A 16312-nucleotide genomic window follows, 5' to 3' on the forward strand; every position below is an offset into this window, starting at 1 on the left:
ATGCAAACGTACGTCGCGCTGCTCTACAGCATTGTCCTGGGCGAGGGGCGGCGGGTCGTCATGTCCGATCTGAAGGCGATGGCCGAAGGCCTGGGTCTGAATAACCCGCGCACGCTGGTGGCGACCGGCAATCTGGTTTTCGAGGCGCAAGAAACAGAACTTGCGGCGTTGGAGCAGCGGCTGGAGGCGGCGTTCGCAAAGACTTTCGGCCGCCACGTCGACATCATCGTGCGCCGCGCCGACGGCTGGCTGAGGATGGCGGCCGGCAATCCGTTCCCAGCCGAATCGGCTGAGGCCGCGGACCAGGTGGCGGTGCGCGTGATGCGGGCGCCCGTTCCCGCCGAGACCGCCGCGGCGCTTGAGGCGTATGCCGGCAAGGACGAGAAGCTGCGGATTGTCGGCGGCGACATCTGGATCGTCTTTTCCAGCGAGACGCCGAGTTCGCGGCTGCTTGCGGCGGTCAGTCACAAACGCCTGGGCATCGGCACCTCGCGCAACTGGAATACGGTGCGCCGCCTGGCCAAGATGGTCGCAGAATAAACGGGGCGGCTCGCGCCGCCCCGAGTCTGTTCAGGCCTTGGCTATCCTGGCTCCGGCACCGAGTGCCATCGTGCGCAGCACGTAGTAGATGACGCCGGCAATTGCCACGCCGAAGAACCAGCCATAGACGCCCCACCATGACGGCAGCAGGCTGGTGAAGTTGGGCAGGATCGAGGAGAAGACCGCGCCGATACCGGCGGCGATGAAGGCATTGACATGCCAGCCGCCCTGAAAGCGGAATTCGCCATTCTCCCTGTAGAGCGCCTCGACGTCGACCTCGCCCTTCCGGATCAGGTAATAGTCGACCATCATCACGCCGAAGATAGGCCCCATCGTCGCGCCAATGATGTTGACGAAGGAGGCGGCACTGCCTTCCCAGGGCGCGAATGGATAGAGCACCAGCGCGATCAGCGCCGCGATGTAGCCGCCCTTCTTGAAGTCGATCTGGCGTGGAAAGACATTGGAGAAGTCGAAGGCCGGCGACACGAAGTTCGCCACCACATTGATGCCGAGCGTCGCCACCGCAAAGGTCAGGGCTGCGAGCGCCGCCAGGAACCAGCTGTCGAATTTCGCCGAGATCTGGTCGGGATGCAGCAGCACCTCGCCATAGACGTCGAAGGCGGCGATCGTGGTAACGCCGGCGACCAGCGAGAACAGGATAAGATTGACCGGCAGGCCCCAGATGTTGCCCTTGCGCAGCGATGCCTTGTCCGGGGCGTAGCGCGCGAAATCGCAGAAGTTGAGATAGAGCGCGGAGAAATAGGTCACCCAGATTGCGGCCACCGCAAACAGCGAGGTCCAGGAGCCCGGCGTGCCTGGCACGCCCACGTCCTTTGTCTTTTCGAGCAGCACATCCATAGGGATATCGCTGGTGAAGGCGAAGGTGCCTGCCTTGATGCAGAGATAGATCGCCAGGATCAGCATCATCACCCACACCGCCGGTCCGGCCCAATCCTGGAAGCGGCGCACCGTTTCCATGCCCCTCTGGATGATCAGGAGCTGCAGCGCCCAGATGACGGCGAAGCAGATCACCTCCAGCCCGGAGTGGCCGAGGAAATGGGTGCTCTGGTTGAAGTCGGCGAACCATTGCGAGCGGATCAGCAGGGCTACGATCGCCCCGGAGGCCGCCGCCGTCTGCGCGCCGTACCAGAAGCAGGCGACGATGGCGCGCACCAGCGCCGGTATGTTGGCGCCCCAGATGCCGAAGGAGGCACGCGCCACGACAGGGTAGGGCACCCCGGTCTTCACGCCGGCATAGCCGACCATGTTCATTAACGCATAGATGATCAGCGAGCCGATACCGATGGCGATGATGAAGTTGAGGAAGCCGCCGCAGAACAGGAACAGGCTGGCAGCGAGATAGTAGCCCCATAGGCTGTGGACGTCCGACGTCCAGACGTTGAAGATCGAGAACGGTCCCCAGTTTCGAACCTTCGCCGGTGCGAGATCCTCATTGTACAGGTCCGGTGATGCGCCTTGTATGGTCATTGCTATGTCCTCCCCTTGCGCCTCCACGCATGGCACGCAGGTTAAGCCTGACGCAGGGGAACCGGCAAGCAGACGATTTGCCGGCTTTGGCCTTAAAGTCATTCAATGAGAAACGCGCTTATCGGCGTGGCGTCGTTGAGCTTCTAGCGCCGGCGATTCGTGGGGTGACACCGATCGCTCGACCTAAGCTCCCGAGTCCACCTTGTGCGTGATCAGGGCGGCAAGCTTTTTGGGCGCTTGTGCGCGATAACTCTCATCGAGCCATGACTTCAGTTGTCCGATCGGTGGCAGTTCGTCCGGTGCTGGTTCGAATGTCACCCATCCGCTCTTGCCAAGGCCGTACTCCGTCGGCCACGCATAGTGGAGCTTTCTCGCCTCGTCGCCGCTGTAGGGGAGTTTGAGGGAGATGCTGAACGGTTCGCCTTCCAGGCTCAAATAAGCAAAGGTCTTGCCTTTCACCGCGAGATCGTCGTGACCAGGCCACGGACTCTTTGTCTCGGCGCCTGGATAGGTGAGGCCGAAGGCGCGCAGTTCCTTGAGAACAGCATCGGTCGAAGCACGCGATTTCCTACTCATCAACTCTCCTCCATCGCTGTCAGCGGCTTACGGTCCGGCTTCGAGAAAAGCCCGGGCAAAACCGGGCTGCACGGCTTCTATCGTTCCATCGGGCAACTTCAAAAGCCGGTCGATTGCGATGCCGTAGAGCCGCAATCGGCCCTCGAGCAGCCGCGCTGCTTCGTCGATATTACCCTGTTCGGCCTGTAGCAGGGCGCGGTGCATCACGTCCCGAAAGGTCAGCCGGAGTTGCAGGAACATCTCGGCAAAAGCTTCCGGGTCGGGCACGTCGAGAATGCCTTCCTCGCTTCCCTTCCTGAGCAGATTTGTGATTATCGGCTCGGCCAGTTCCCTGGCCGCCTGGTCGACCCGATGGAAGAGGGCAAGGTTCTCGGGCCGGAACACGACGAAGAACGTTTTTCGCAATTGCGGGGCAAGCTCGATGTTCAGCCGTCGCGAGCCGGCAAAGAGTGCATTGAGCCGGCCAATCCCATCGAGTGGCGGGTCGTCGAGGAGAGGTTGCAGCTCGGCAAGGCTGTCACGTGCGAGACGTCTGGCGAGCGCCTCCAGTAGGGCCTCCTTCGACGCGAAATAGTGATAGAACGCACCCTTCGACAAGCCGGCCTCGCGGATGATGTCGTTCACCGTCGTGTTGTCGTAGCCATGCTCGAAGAAAAGCCGCTGGGCACAGTCGAGGAGCTCGGCGGATCGTATCTCCGGCGGCTTTATCACTCGGGGCAAAATCGACCTCACAAAGTACAGGGGGCAAGAGGAGCACGAACCGTTTCTTTATGCAACTTTTATAGACCGACGGTCGGTCTAATGCTATGTCTGCCACCGCTCCGACGTTCGCATTCGATGGTGGAAGGAGAGCTTCTTGCGACGGATACGTTGGACTGTCGGCATCGTTCTTGTCGCGGCGACTGCTGCTTTCGGCACTTGGTATGTGTTGCAGCCGGCCAAGGTTTCGGTCGTGACGCCACAACGCGGCGACGCGGCGGAAATTGTCTATGCGAGCGGCTCCGTCGAGCCGCGAACCTGGGCCAAGGTGGCTCCCGTGGTTCGCGAGCGGATCGTCGAGCTATGCAATTGCGAGGGGTCGCGAGTTAGGCAGGGCGACGTACTCGCCAGGCTTGACGACAGCGAGGCCCGGGCTGTGCTTGGCGAGATCGAAGCGCGTCAATCACTTGCCCAGGAAGAGCTCCGGAGGCTGACCGTGCTTGCCGAAAGGCGTGCGGCAAGCCAGCAGGCGCTCGATCGCGCGCAGAGCGAGCTTGGCCAGATCGAAGCGCTGGTTGCCGGACAGAAAGCGCGGCTCGACACCTACGTCTTACGAGCGCCGAGCGCCGGTATCGTGCTCAGGCAGGACGGCGAGGTGGGTGAGATCGCCGAACTCGGCACGGTGTTGTTCTGGGTCGGCGAGCCGAAGCCGCTCCTGGTGGTCGCCGAGGTCAACGAGGAGGACATTCCACGGGTCGAGATCGGCCAGCGCGCGCTGCTTAAATCCGATGCGTTCCCTCGGCAGAATCTGGAGGCTGTGGTCGACAGCGTCACGCCCAAGGGCGATCCGGTGACGAAGACCTACCGCGTTCGTTTCCGCCTGCCGGACGACACGCCGCTTCGGATCGGCATGTCGACCGACGTGAACATTGTCATCCGCGTTTCGAAAAATGCGCTGTTGATCCCGTCGGTTGCGGTGGATGGGAACAAGGTGTTCGTAGTCGAAGGCGACAAGGCCTGGCGGCGTGAAATCCGAACGGGCATTCGCGGCACCAATGGCGTCGAAGTACAGTCAGGCATCGACGAGAAGATCAGCATCGTCTCGCCCTATCCCGCCGACCTCGGCGACGGGGGGCGCGTGAGCATCGCCGCCGCGCAGGAGAGATAGGCAACGATGGCGCTGATCGTCGACATTGCCGTAACGCATATCGCCGGCCGCGGCCGCCAGACGCTGGTCGCCATAGTCGGCGTCGCGGTGGGTGTCGGCTTCTCAATTGCGATGGCGGCGCTGATGCAGGGCGGGCAGGACGATTTCGTCAGGCAGCTCGTCGACACGATGCCGCATGTCGACATCACCGACGAGCAGCGCACAGCCCGCCGCCAGCCGGCCGAGGACTACTTCGAGACCGTCGCCATCTCCGGGCTCAGGCCGCGCGACGATCGCCGCGGCATCATCAATCCGACCGCCGCGACCTCCTGGCTCGAGAGCTGGGTTCCCGGCCGCTTCGCGGCAAGCCTAAAGACGCAGGGCGTGATCCGTTATTCCAGCCGCGAAATCGGCGCGGCGATCATCGGGGTCGAACCAGAGCGCGAATCCGGTGTCTCGCCGATCGTCGGCAAGTTCGTCGAAGGCAGCTTTTCGGCACTTGCCGCGGGCGGCAACAACGTGCTGATCGGCAACACGATGGCGAGCCGGCTCGGTGCCGGGTTCGGCGATACGATAACGGCGGTCTCCTCGGAAGGGCTGACGCGCAATTTCAAGATCGCCGGCCTTTTCCACACCGGCACCACCGCGCGCGACGAAGGCGAAGCTTATGTGCTTTTGAAGAACGCGCAGATTCTCTCAGCGCGGCCAAACGCCATCAACGAGATCCGCATCAAGCTCGACGATCCAAATCGCGCTCCGGCGGTGGCGCGCCGCGCCGAGGCTGAGCTGGGCTACAAGGCCGTGGCGTGGCAAGAAGCCAATGAATCGATTCTCGAAGCGCTCGTTGTGCGCAACGTCATCATGTACACGGTGGTCGGCGCAATCATGCTGGTTGCTGGCTTCGGCATCTACAACATCATCTCCACCATCACGCATGAGAAGGCGCGCGACATCGCCATCATGAAATCGCTCGGCTTCCCAGAGTCCGACATGCGCCGGCTCTTTCTGCTCGAAGGCCTGGTGATCGGCGCTGCCGGTTCCGCTCTCGGCTGGCTGCTCGGCTTCTCCATGATCTATGCGCTTTCGCTCATCCGTTTTGAGATCGCCGCGACCGGCCAGGAGATGACCCGGCTGCCGATAGCCTGGAGCCTGACCCACTATATCATCGCCTCGGCCTTCGCACTGGGCTCGGCGGCGGTGGCTGGCTACCTGCCGGCGCGCCGTGCAGCGCGCCTGAATCCGGTCGACATAGTAAGAGGCGCGACATGAGCGCACTCATCGAGACCGAGAGACTGACCCGCATCTTGCCAGAGACGGTCCCCGTTACGCTGGTCAAGGACATCACGCTCACGATCAACGACAACGAATTCGTCGCCGTCACCGGTCCCTCCGGCTCCGGCAAGTCCTCGCTGCTCTATCTGCTTGGGCTGCTCGACCGGCCGACAGGCGGGACCTTGAGGATAGGCGGACGCGATAGCGAGCCTATGAATGAAAGGGAGCGCGCGCAGACACGGCTTTCGACGCTGGGCTTCGTCTTCCAGTTCCATTTCCTTCTGCCGGAATTCACGGCGCGCGAAAATGTAGAAATTCCAATGCGCAAGCTTGGTCGGCTGGCCCGACCCGTGATGCGCGAACGGGCTGGCGAGTTGCTGTCATCGCTGGGGCTCGGCGAACATCTCGGCAAGCGGCCGGACCAGCTTTCGGGAGGCCAGCGTCAGCGCGTCGCGGTGGCACGCTCGCTCGCCAACGACCCGCCGCTTATCCTGGCAGACGAGCCGACGGGCAGCCTCGACAGCAAGAGCTCGGAGCAGGTGTTCACAATCCTGCAGAATCTGGTGCGCGAACGCGGCAAGACGGTCGTGGCAGTCACGCATGACCTCGACATGGCCGCACGCATGGATCGCCGCATTCACATGGTGGACGGGAAGATCAGCTGAACCGGGCCACGGCGCGATCAGGCCACCGCCGACGTCTCGAAACTGGCCTCGAGCCAGGCTATTGCGCCGGTCACGTCGTCGAGGGCATAGTTTGCGGCCGTCGGTCCGTTCGGCTTCACGCGGATGGAGATGCCGCCAATTTCATTGATCGCCTCGAAACCGTGTTCGTCCGATGTATCGTCTCCGAGGAATATCGGCCGCCGGCCGACAAAGGGCGGAATGTCCATGAAACGCCGGATGGCAGCACCTTTGACGGCTTCCAAAGGCATGAGCTCGACGCCGGCGTTTCCCGGAAGCACCCGATAACCCTTCGGAAGCCGGGCCAACGCCTGTTCGACGAGCTGGATTGCGGGTGCAAGCAGTTGCGGTGCTGCTCTTGTATGAACGGCAAGGACCGGCCCCTTGCGCTCGACATAGACCTTGCCGCTGCCCAGTTCGGCCTCGATCTCGTCCGCAAGGGCGGCGATGTCGGCCGGCGCGTCGGCGGCATCGATCGGGCCGCTCGGCGTCAGCCGGTGCTCCAGCCCATACAGTCCGGCGATCCGCAGCTTCAGCGGATGGAACAGCTTGTCCACGGCGGGAATCGATCGGCCGGTGATGAAGGCGACCGCACCATCCAGCCGCCGCTCGATGCGTTCGAGCAGATTGCGCAATTCCTCGCCGACGAACACCGCGTCGGGATGGGCAGCGTGTTCCAGCAGGGTTCCGTCGATGTCGAGGAAGAGCGCCCATTGCCCTTCCGACAGGTTCAACGCCGGCGGTTGTTCAAAGCTTTTCACGACGCTGCCTTCCGAGCCCGCTCGAACATCGAGATGACGTTGTTGGTGTTCGATGGCGGGCGCTCGCCGGTCCCGGTCACCCTGTCGAGATCGCCGCGTTTGCGCAGGCGCGCGGCGTCCAGCAGCATACTGCCGGCCCAGCGGTAGACATTGTTGTCGCGGACCATCTCGCGCATCGGCCGCAAACGTTCGCGCTGCTCTTCCGGCGTCATCGTCAGCGCCTGCAACAGCGCCTCGCTCATCATGGCCGCATCGTAGGGGTTGACGATCAGCGCTTCCAGCAGTTCGCGCGAGGCACCGGCGAAGGTGCTGAGCAAAAGCACGCCTTGTTCGTCGTCGCGCGCTGCGACGAATTCCTTGGCGACAAGGTTCATGCCGTCATGCAGACTGGTGACCATACAGATGTCGGCGGCGCGATAGACCTCGTAGACCTGCTCCTGCCGATGATGTTCGGCGACCATCAGGATAGGGCTGTATGTCTCGCTGCCATAGCGCCGGTTGAGCTCCTCGGCACAGCGGCGGCATTCGTCGTGGAGTTGCTGGTAGGCGGGCAATGTCCCCCGGCTCGGCGCGGCGATCTGCAGGAAAACCACCTTGCCTATCCATTCGGGATATCTCGTGAACAATTCGTCCAAGGCATGGAAGCGATCGAGAATGCCTTTCGTGTAGTCGAGGCGCTCGACGCCAACGCATAGTTTGGTATCCGCAGACAGGCCGAATCTGTCGCGCACGCTGGCGCGGCACTCCTCCACAGACGGCAGTTTTGCCAGCAATTGGGCCGGCCATTCTATGGAAATGGGATAGGCGTGGACCAATGTGGTCTGCCCACCATAGGAGATTGCCGCGTCTGCCCGTTCGATCCGGCTCTCCAGAAAGCGGTCGACACTTTCGGTGAAGTTGTTGGCATGGAATTGGGTATGAAAGCCGATGATCGAACTGCCGAGCAGTCCTTCCAGGATCCGCTCACGCCACGGACAGATGCTGAACACTTCCGAATTGGGCCAAGGGATGTGCCAGAAGGTAATGACTATCGCGTCCGGCAGGCGCTGGCGAATCATGCGTGGCAGCAGCGCAAAATGGTAGTCCTGCACCAGCACGATCGGCCGTTCGTTGCGGGCTTCGGCAACCACCGTATCGGCGAATTTGCGGTTGACGGCCTCGTAGGCGTCCCAGTCCGAGGCGCGAAACACGGGGCGGGTGAAGGCGATATGGCAAAGCGGCCATAGGCCCTCATTAGCGAAGCCCAGATAATAACCCTGATATTCCTCCTCCGTCAGCCAGACCCTGCGCAGCGTGTAGGACGGATTGCCTGGCGGTACCTGCACCCGGTCGTCCTTGTCGACGGTGAGGCGGTCTGCCGTGCCGCCGCCATAGGCGATCCAGGTGCCGGCACAGGCGCGGGTGATGGGCTCGAGTGCCGAAACCAGGCCGCTGGCCGGCACCAAAAGTTGGACCCCGTCATCCTTGATGTTGTGGATGTAGGGTTCGCGGTTGGACACCACGATAACCTGTGCGTCCGGCAGGTCGTCGGCCAGGATCTTGCGCAAAGTGTCGGGCGACCATGTGACCAGTGCCGCATCGGCCGACTGGCCGTTCTTTTCGAACTCGCGCAGCACCTTGCGTGCCGCTTCCGACGCGACATCCTCGCTCGGCGTGTATGCGGCCGCCGTTGCGCGGCCGCGACGCTGGCGGGATATCGACAGGAGAATGGCAAAAGCGGAAAAGCCAAAACTTGCAATCAGCAAAACCCAGAGCAGGTTTACAGTATAATCTGACATGGAATGTGATCTCGCCTCCGGCCGGCCGATAGCCGTTTTTTTATTTGTTTTCTGGTTCGCCGCCGTATAACAACGGCAGCGTTCCCGCGCCGCCCATTTTTGCAACGCACAAAGAGGCTATCGGTTCCGGACGATTGCAATGCCGCGCGTCATTTTCGACGCGCCGCAGTGCGGCGGCATCAAGTGCGCACGATGAGCGGCACCATCCCCTCATACCGATCGGCGAGAAAGGCGACGACCCGGTCGCCGACACGCTGGAATGTGAGGTCGACCACTGTCGAGCCGACACCTAGATGCCGCAATGTCAGCGTGTCGATGCCGATCGGCAGCCTTGGGCGGGTGACCCGGATTTCGCTGTTCCAGCCGTCGATTTCGAGCCCAAGGCAGGCCTGCATCAGCATGAAGGCCGATCCCGCCGACCAGGCCTGCGGCAGGCACGCGACGGGATAGGCGATGGGCGCTTCGCCCGGCGACCGGGTAAAGCCGCAGAACAGTTCCGGCAGCCGCATGTTGAAATGGACAGCCGATTCGAACGTGCCGCTCATCAGCCTGACTACGCTGTCGCGCACGCCATAACGTGCCAGGCCGGCACCGCACATGGCGGTGTCGTGCGGCCAGATCGAACCATTGTGGTAGGACATCGGATTGAAGAATATCGCATCGTCGGCCAGCGTCCTCACTCCCCAACCAGAGTGGAACGACGCAGAGAGCAGCTGATCGGCGACCATCTGCGCCCGTTCCGGCTCGGGCAGCCCGACAAAGAGAAGATGGCCGGCATTCGACGTCCGTACCTTGCAGAGCTCGCCTGCACCATCAATCGCCAGTGCATAGAAATTGAGATCGTCCATCCAGAAATGGCGTTCCACCGCGGCGCGCATGGTTTCGGCGCGTTCCTCCCAATGATCGGCCTTGTCGTCCTCGCCGCGGCGGCGGGCGAGCGCCGCCAGCCCACGGAACGCGGCAAAGACGTAGCCTTGCACCTCGACCAGGGCGATCGGCCCCTTGGGCATGCGGCCATCGGCATGGAAGACGGAATCGAAACTGTCCTTCCAGCCCTGGTTGGCAAGGCCGGTCTCGGCGCCGCGCTGGTAGGTAACGAAGCCGGTCGCGCGGCTTGTCTCCTCCGTCCATTCGGCCGCTGCACAGAGCGATGGCCACAGGCTGTCGACGAACGCCATGTCGCCGGTACGATCCGCATAGGCGCAAGCGAGATGAATGTAGAGCGGCGTGGTATCGACGCCGCCGTAATAGCGGCCGAACGGGAGCTCCCGCAGTGCCGCCATCTCGCCCTTGCGGGTCTCGTGCATGATCTTGCCCGGCTGCGAATCGCTGAACGGCGACGTTTCGGTCGCCTGATGCTGGGCGAGAAAGGCGAGTACGCCGCGCGCCAGCCCAGGATTCAACCACAGCATCTGCAGTGCGGAAATCACCCCGTCACGGCCAAATGCCGTCGAGAACCAGGGTATGCCGGCATAGGGGTAAGGTCCGGTTGAAAGCTCGGTGGTCAGCAACGCCACGTCCGCGCGCGCGCGTTCGATCCAGTCGTTGAAGACGCGGCCGGAGCTGTGCACCGTCGCGCCGTGGCGGCGTTTGGCGCGCATGCCGAAGCGAGCGCGGGCGGCAGCAGCCCGAAAACGGTCGCGGTCGGGTGTCTCCGCCACTTCCGGGCCGACCTCGATATAGAGGACCTCGCTGCTGCGCTTCGTCACCGCAACCAGGAAATCCGCGCGGCTGGCGGTCAAATTGTCCGGCGCCTGCGAGAACGAGATCGCCGACAGGCGCACGAGCTGGTCCAGCCCGTCATATCGAAGCACCACGGATGTCGGACTGGTCTCGGCGGCGTGGGCTATTCCGCGCTTGAGCCGGGTCGAACCGCGCACCTCGAACATGTCGCGGAAATCTGCTGCGAAATGCAAGGAAACCCGAATGGCCGACGATTCCTGGCTGTAGTTGGAAAGGGTGATGCGCTCGAACAGCCGGTCCTGCCAAAGCAGCCTGACGCGTTCTATGTGGATCGCGCCCTGCGGAATGTCGCGACCACCGACACTCTGGATCGGCAGATTGGTCAGGTTCGAGGTGAAAAGCACATTGTCCTGGCTGAGCGAGGCGCCGAGCAACGACATTTGCCGGCCACCGACCGTCAGCCGGAATTCCGAAAGCACACGCGTGTCGTCTCGGAAAAAGCCATCGCCGGCGCCGCGGATGTCGCCATAGGCGTCGGCCACCGCGAAGCAGTCGGCTTGCTTGAGGGCGAACAGCCGGTGCGGCTCCCGGGGCGCAACCTCGTCGAGGGAGGCAAGGGCTACGGCGGGATCAAGCTTACGCTCGTCGAGTTGATTCATACGTCACAAGCTCTGTCGTTTCGTTCCAACGTCCACAATGACGCCGATCAGGACGCTCTCGCTTCACCGGGAGTACCGATCAGGCGCGCATAGGCAGCCACATAGTCGTGGGCCATTCTCGTGGCAGAAAAACGGTTTTCGAACACGGCTCTCACCTGTCGCCTGTCGAGGCGCAGCAATTCCGGTATCGAGGTGACTGCGGCATCGACCGTATCGACAAGGAAACCGGTCACGCCGTGGTCGATGATCTCCGGCAGGGCACCGCATTTCCAGGCGATTACCGGCGTGCCACAGGCCATAGCCTCTATCGCGGCAAGACCGAACGGCTCCGGCCAATCGATCGGAAACAGCAGGCCGGCCGCCTTGCCGAGGAATTCCGCTTTTCTGTCCTCTTCGATCTCGCCGATATAGTCGACACGGTCGCCGTCGATCAGCGGCTCGACCGTGTCGTGGAAAAAAGGGCGGTCGTCGTCGCCGATCTTTGCTGCAAGCTTCAGTTTCAGCCCGGAGCGCAAGGCGATCTCAATGGCACGCTCCGGGCGCTTGTCGCGCGACAGCCGGCCGAGAAAGGCCAGATACGGCTCGTCCGCATTCGTCTCGAAAGTCGGCTCGTACATATTGATCGGCAGCCCGTGATGGATGGTCGCCAGCCAATTGGCCCTGGGTAGCCCGGTTCTCTGGCTGCGGGAAATGGAGATCATCGGAAAGCGCGGAAAATGTTCGTAGGCCGGGGCTAGGTCGACATAGTCGAGCCTGCCATGCGGTGTCGTCACCGTCCGGTCGGGCATGTGTTCGAAGAAAGGAAAATGCAGGAAGTGGCTGAGATGGAAATGGATGATGTCGAACTGTTGCGCACGGCTCCTCACCTCGGCGAGCATCGAGAGATGCGCCGCGGTTTCGGATTTGTGCGGGCGCGGATCGAGACGGAGCGCGCGCTCGCGACACGCCACCAATTTCGCCGACGTCTTGGTATCGCCGCTGGCGAACAGGGTCACGTCATGGCCAAGCTCGACCAATCCTTCGGTCAGATAGGAGACGATGCGCTCCGTCCCTCCATAGAACCGGGGTGGCACGGATTCATGGAGCGGCGCCACATGGGCTATTCTCATGTTTTGGCATTTCCCTCAAAAAGACTGCTCGTGGCATCGAAATGCATCAGCCGCGCTAACGTTCCCGTACAATGGCAAGATGTCACCCAATTGGGGCAAGATGTCACCCAATTGGAGCTGCCGGGCGCGTCCACCGCTGCTCGTCTCGTGCAGCCAACATTTTTCAGGCCAAGCCCTCTTTTGCCGGGAACCAAAGTCGGGTTCGCGAGTTTAGTGGGGTTCGATCGCACGCATCCGGTCGACGGGGAGGAAATGATGGACCGCTTGCAATTCTTTTCGCCCGTGCGGGTTTTGCGCGGACAGGGACAGCCTGTGGAGGAGATCGACAGCGTTGCCGAAGCAATGGCATTCTTGCGAAAATGGCCGGCGGGGCGGCGCGGGCCGGTTTACCAGTGCGCCGTGAATTGCTGCGCTGCGGCCATGGCCGGCCGGATGTCGGCCGAGGAAGCGAGAAAGGCTTTTGCCGGCTTCGCCCGGATCACCCGCCTGCTCGAGGGCGATCGGCCGTTGCCGATGAGCGGCGAGGATCGGCATCGCGATCACGCCTTGAGGCGATAGCGCCGACTGCCGCAGATGGTCCGAGCAAGGGTGGCATTCAGCCGGAGCGCCCGATCGGCGACCGACGAGCAGCGCCGGCAAGGTGTCGTAGAGCGCTGCCCAGTAGGGGGCGTAAAACTCACGCCGGTATTCCGGCACTATCCAGTAGACTGCGGCAATGGTCGTGAGCGTAACGATGAAGCCGATGAGCTTGCGCACGACACGCTCGACTTCAAGCGCTCGCATCGGCTTCGCCTGCAATCCCGTTGAACGCCTTCGAAACGTCTGGAAATAAGCCGTGTCGACCGCGATCATTGCTGCAGTAGTAGCTGCAATGACAGTCATGGCCTGCAAATGCACAGGCCAGCTTCTGTCGGCGAGCATCGCGACGGTGAGCGCAAGACCAAGCAATCCTGCAAGGCCAGTGAGGGGCGCGGTCGCCGATTTCGGTCGGAGCGTCATACTACTACTCCCGTTGTCGTGAGGATCGATCGTCGTTGCCGGCCGCGTGGTCGCCGCCACGGTTCAACTCGAGTGGCGCCGCCACCGGAGCCGCTTGAGCAGCCGCTACACTCCGCCGCTGCCGTTAGACCCGCCGCTGCTTGTTCCGTCGTTGCCGCCACTGGATCCGCTGCTGCCGCTCGAACCGCTGCTGCCGCTCGAACTGGTAGTACCGCTTGAGCCGCTGGCGCCGCTCGATCCGCTCTGCTGCTTGAGCCGCCGATGGGCCCCTTGTTGACATTGTGCGGGGAGGGATGATTGTTAGCGCCCTCGCTTACATTTTCGCAGGTGCATTTGCGCTGATATTTGGCGCCGAAGGCACTGCCTTCATTGCTCGCCTTCTGGCAGACCAACCCATGGCAAATCAACGTCGCTTCGGTTGTCTCGGGGGTAAGGCCCGTGATGACTAGTGCGGTTGTCGTGGCCGCCATGCCCGTGATCGTGAACCGGAGTAAATTCCGAAAATTTTGCATAGATACCTCGCTTTCTGACGCCTCGCTTCTCGGGCTCGCGCCCAAGCTTCCTCGTTGTCGAGTGGATGTTTGCGACAAGGCCGCATACGGATCGCTTACGCCTCAGCGGTCGGGGCTCAGGGGCGGCATAAAAAGTTGGACGAAACGCAGACAATGGTGCCGCATTGCGGTATTTCGACCGGAAAAGGCCAAAGATGCACTTTTGGGGGAATGGATAATGTCGAAACGGCTTAGACTGGTGCTGGGAACGGCCGGCGCAATTGCCGTCGCCATTGTCTGGGGGATCGTCGCCACGTCGATGGGGGTGCCATCGATTCTGATCACTGTAGGAGCGGTCGCGATCGGCGCGGGCATCTACAGCTATGTCGATCGAAGCCGAAGCTGATCCGGTTATCAGGCTACGGGCATAGCGCAAAAATCCCACGGTCGCAGACTGTCTGCGGCAATGCTCAGTGTACGAAAATTACCAACGACAGCGTTCTGTGGAACGAGTGGCCTGCCGAAGCTATTGTGGTGGCGGTCCGAGACACCCCCGCCTCGGGTCATTGGCTCACCCGGCCGAGTGGTCCGCTGCTACCCGATGGCAGCGGACCTTTATCCGGAGGACAGACCCGGAAGACGGACATTGTGCCGAATCGAGGGAGAACGATGGTCGTTGACGAGATTGCCGCGCGGCGCCTGAAAAGTCAGCTCGAGCAATACATGGAGACCAGGAAGAGGCGCCACGATGCGGTTTCCACCGCAGCGGCTGAGATCGCGATCAGGGCTGTCATGCCGAATTGCCCGGCCTCCGGAAAAGCCCTGGACGACATGATTGCGGCATGTGCGTTCGAACACGGGCTGGGAGTACTGTTCGATCGACCTGACGCATGAAGGCCTAAACGCCATGAATCCCAACGCCAAAATCGCACGGTGCTGTCGTGCACAAATCCGACGCTGTTCCTGAGACCGCTTGCGACTAGATAAACCAACCAACCGGAGCAGGCATGCCGAGATATTTTTTTCATTTCCGAAACAATGACGGCCGCTTGACGGAAGATTTCGAGGGTCAGGAGTTGGACGGTTTGTCCGCGGCTCAGGATAACGCAATGGCTTCGGCCAAGGAAATCCTGGCCGAGGGCCTGCTCAGCGGCAGCCCGGTCCTGACAGGCCTTTCCTTCGAAATCTGCGACGAGAACCGGAACCTGCTTTTCCGATTTCCATTCTCGGAAGCTGCCGAAAAGGCCGGCACTCGGCCGTGATTGGCCAAAAGCCCCGCGATGCGGGCGAGCTTTGATCGAGCCTGGCTGAAAAACCGCATGTCGCGGCAAGACGGTCGTTGGTGCAAATCAGCACCATAGGCAAATTAGTAGCATAGCTGCCGGCACAAAGCAAGAACAAATATGGGCTTGCCTTGCCTACGGGGCATTACTTATGTCCCTGCGTGTGCCGGCCCGGGCTATCGTGCGTTTCAGGAACTCGAGGGCAGGCACGGGTAGGGGGCACCAAGCGACGTTGCCATTTCCAACCAGTATGTCGATTTGTCGGGCCGGGTGTTCGTCAACTTACCGAAACGTCTTCGCAGGATGCTGTGATCAGGAGTTCCTTTCTCCCGCGGTTGCGTTTACAGGACGCTCAGGACAGTGTCGTTTGCGCGCCAGCAACTGGACCGAGTTAGGCCGGGCGCACAGTCCCCCTCCGTCAAGGTAACCAGTCCGGCGCCGTTTTTGGAGAACAATGATTTGTGGTGGTCAAATAAGCAAAAGAGATTCAAGGGAACGTGGGACGACCGACTGGACGGCCTATTCTCAGCAGAGGTCGACTACGCCGGGAAATCCATTCTCGATGTTGGCTGCAACATGGGTGTTGTCGCCTATGAGATATCCAAGCTAGGACCGAGTTCGATCCATGGGATCGACATTCTCAAGCCGCATATCGAGACGGCCAGGATGATCTTCCTGGGTTGTCCGGTCCAAAGCCGGTTCGATTGTCTCGATCTTGGCAGCCGGAAGCTGCAAAATGTTCTCCAACCGCAGTACGACATCGTCATGCTGCTGGCGGTCTACCATCACATGCAGTGGAGCCTCGGCGCGGACAAGGCGCGACGCGTGCTGTGCGATATCGCCGGGCGTGCTCAAACGATCGTTGCCCGCGTCCCTCCTGGCAAGGATAAGGAGATGATCGCGGTGCTTTCGGATGTGGGCTTTTCAATCAAAAGCAATCACACATCGCCTCTTGGAAGCCATCTCATGGTCCTCGCGAAACACTGACCAGGCATAGCGCGGCCGACGACGAATGGCGCAAGAGCCGCGTGGCTGGGGTCCGCTATGCTCGCATGCGAGGAACCGGCGGTCATAGGCCGATGACGTGCAAGGATCCGGTTCGGCATTGACTGCGGTCGGGAACGAAGCCACAGACAGGTGATCG

At 61.8% G+C, this 16312-nt stretch carries 16 protein-coding genes; 9 read left to right on the plus strand and 7 right to left on the minus strand.

Annotation, left to right across the window (positions count from 1 at the left end):
- Positions 1–540: a DUF1697 domain-containing protein gene (locus NKI29_RS02240; protein WP_352795444.1), complete on the plus strand. Its 540-nt coding sequence runs from the start codon at positions 1–3 to the stop codon at positions 538–540.
- A 30-nt stretch (positions 541–570) separates the two neighbouring features.
- Here NKI29_RS02240 and NKI29_RS02245 read toward each other — a convergent pair whose 3' ends face one another.
- From NKI29_RS02245 to NKI29_RS02255, 3 genes are all read right to left on the minus strand, one after another.
- Complete coding sequence (locus NKI29_RS02245) at positions 571–2028, minus strand: NCS1 family nucleobase:cation symporter-1 (RefSeq protein WP_352795446.1); 1458 nt, start codon at positions 2026–2028, stop codon at positions 571–573.
- Positions 2029–2211: 183 nt separating this feature from the next.
- Positions 2212–2604 carry an MmcQ/YjbR family DNA-binding protein gene (locus tag NKI29_RS02250; RefSeq protein WP_352621805.1) on the minus strand — a complete coding sequence of 131 codons (393 nt, stop codon included), beginning with the start codon at positions 2602–2604 and terminating at the stop codon, positions 2212–2214.
- A 27-nt stretch (positions 2605–2631) separates the two neighbouring features.
- The gene (locus NKI29_RS02255; protein WP_352795447.1) at positions 2632–3324 is read right to left on the minus strand and encodes a TetR/AcrR family transcriptional regulator; all 693 of its coding nucleotides are present in this window, start codon (positions 3322–3324) and stop codon (positions 2632–2634) included.
- A gap of 136 nt (positions 3325–3460) precedes the next feature.
- Between NKI29_RS02255 and NKI29_RS02260 the strand changes: the two genes are divergently transcribed.
- From NKI29_RS02260 to NKI29_RS02270, 3 genes are read left to right on the plus strand one after another with little or no spacing between them, the layout of a single operon-like run.
- The gene (locus NKI29_RS02260) at positions 3461–4471 is read left to right on the plus strand and encodes an efflux RND transporter periplasmic adaptor subunit (protein WP_502896619.1); all 1011 of its coding nucleotides are present in this window, start codon (positions 3461–3463) and stop codon (positions 4469–4471) included.
- Positions 4472–4477: 6 nt separating this feature from the next.
- The gene (locus NKI29_RS02265) at positions 4478–5719 is read left to right on the plus strand and encodes an ABC transporter permease (protein ID WP_023674966.1); all 1242 of its coding nucleotides are present in this window, start codon (positions 4478–4480) and stop codon (positions 5717–5719) included.
- Positions 5716–6387 carry an ABC transporter ATP-binding protein gene (locus tag NKI29_RS02270; protein WP_352795450.1) on the plus strand — a complete coding sequence of 224 codons (672 nt, stop codon included), beginning with the start codon at positions 5716–5718 and terminating at the stop codon, positions 6385–6387. The genes NKI29_RS02265 and NKI29_RS02270 overlap by 4 nt, the downstream gene beginning before the upstream one ends.
- A gap of 17 nt (positions 6388–6404) precedes the next feature.
- Here the strand turns inward: NKI29_RS02270 and otsB are convergent, their stop codons facing one another.
- From otsB to NKI29_RS02290, 4 genes are all read right to left on the minus strand, one after another.
- A complete protein-coding gene (otsB, locus tag NKI29_RS02275) occupies positions 6405–7166 on the minus strand; it encodes a trehalose-phosphatase (protein ID WP_352593655.1) in 762 nt (253 codons plus the stop codon).
- Positions 7163–8944, minus strand: a complete 1782-nt coding sequence (locus NKI29_RS02280) for an alpha,alpha-trehalose-phosphate synthase (UDP-forming) (protein WP_023674969.1) — start codon at positions 8942–8944, stop codon at positions 7163–7165. Before NKI29_RS02280 ends, otsB begins: the two co-directional genes overlap by 4 nt.
- 179 nt (positions 8945–9123) lie before the next feature.
- Complete coding sequence (locus NKI29_RS02285; protein WP_023674970.1) at positions 9124–11286, minus strand: amylo-alpha-1,6-glucosidase; 2163 nt, start codon at positions 11284–11286, stop codon at positions 9124–9126.
- A 47-nt stretch (positions 11287–11333) separates the two neighbouring features.
- On the minus strand, positions 11334–12395 hold the full coding sequence (locus NKI29_RS02290; protein ID WP_352568676.1) for a glycosyltransferase family 4 protein: 1062 nt from the start codon (positions 12393–12395) through the stop codon (positions 11334–11336).
- Positions 12396–12650: 255 nt separating this feature from the next.
- Between NKI29_RS02290 and NKI29_RS02295 the strand changes: the two genes are divergently transcribed.
- The 5 genes from NKI29_RS02295 (at position 12651) to NKI29_RS02315 (ending at position 16155) form a co-directional block, all read left to right on the plus strand.
- Positions 12651–12953, plus strand: coding sequence for a DUF982 domain-containing protein (locus NKI29_RS02295; RefSeq protein ID WP_084640966.1), 303 nt, complete (start codon positions 12651–12653; stop codon positions 12951–12953).
- 1170 nt (positions 12954–14123) lie between these two features.
- Positions 14124–14291, plus strand: coding sequence for a hypothetical protein (locus NKI29_RS02300; protein ID WP_352593649.1), 168 nt, complete (start codon positions 14124–14126; stop codon positions 14289–14291).
- A gap of 263 nt (positions 14292–14554) precedes the next feature.
- Positions 14555–14779 (plus strand): hypothetical protein, encoded by a 225-nt coding sequence (locus tag NKI29_RS02305; protein WP_352568673.1) that lies wholly within the window; start codon positions 14555–14557, stop codon positions 14777–14779.
- A 113-nt stretch (positions 14780–14892) separates the two neighbouring features.
- Positions 14893–15147, plus strand: a complete 255-nt coding sequence (locus tag NKI29_RS33435) for a DUF6894 family protein (protein WP_023674976.1) — start codon at positions 14893–14895, stop codon at positions 15145–15147.
- Positions 15148–15612: 465 nt separating this feature from the next.
- Positions 15613–16155, plus strand: coding sequence for a class I SAM-dependent methyltransferase (locus tag NKI29_RS02315; RefSeq protein WP_352568671.1), 543 nt, complete (start codon positions 15613–15615; stop codon positions 16153–16155).
- Positions 16156–16312 lie beyond the last annotated feature (157 nt).

The sequence above is a fragment of the Mesorhizobium sp. M0678 genome (genome assembly GCF_040320505.1).
Classification (GTDB): Bacteria; Pseudomonadota; Alphaproteobacteria; order Rhizobiales; family Rhizobiaceae; genus Mesorhizobium.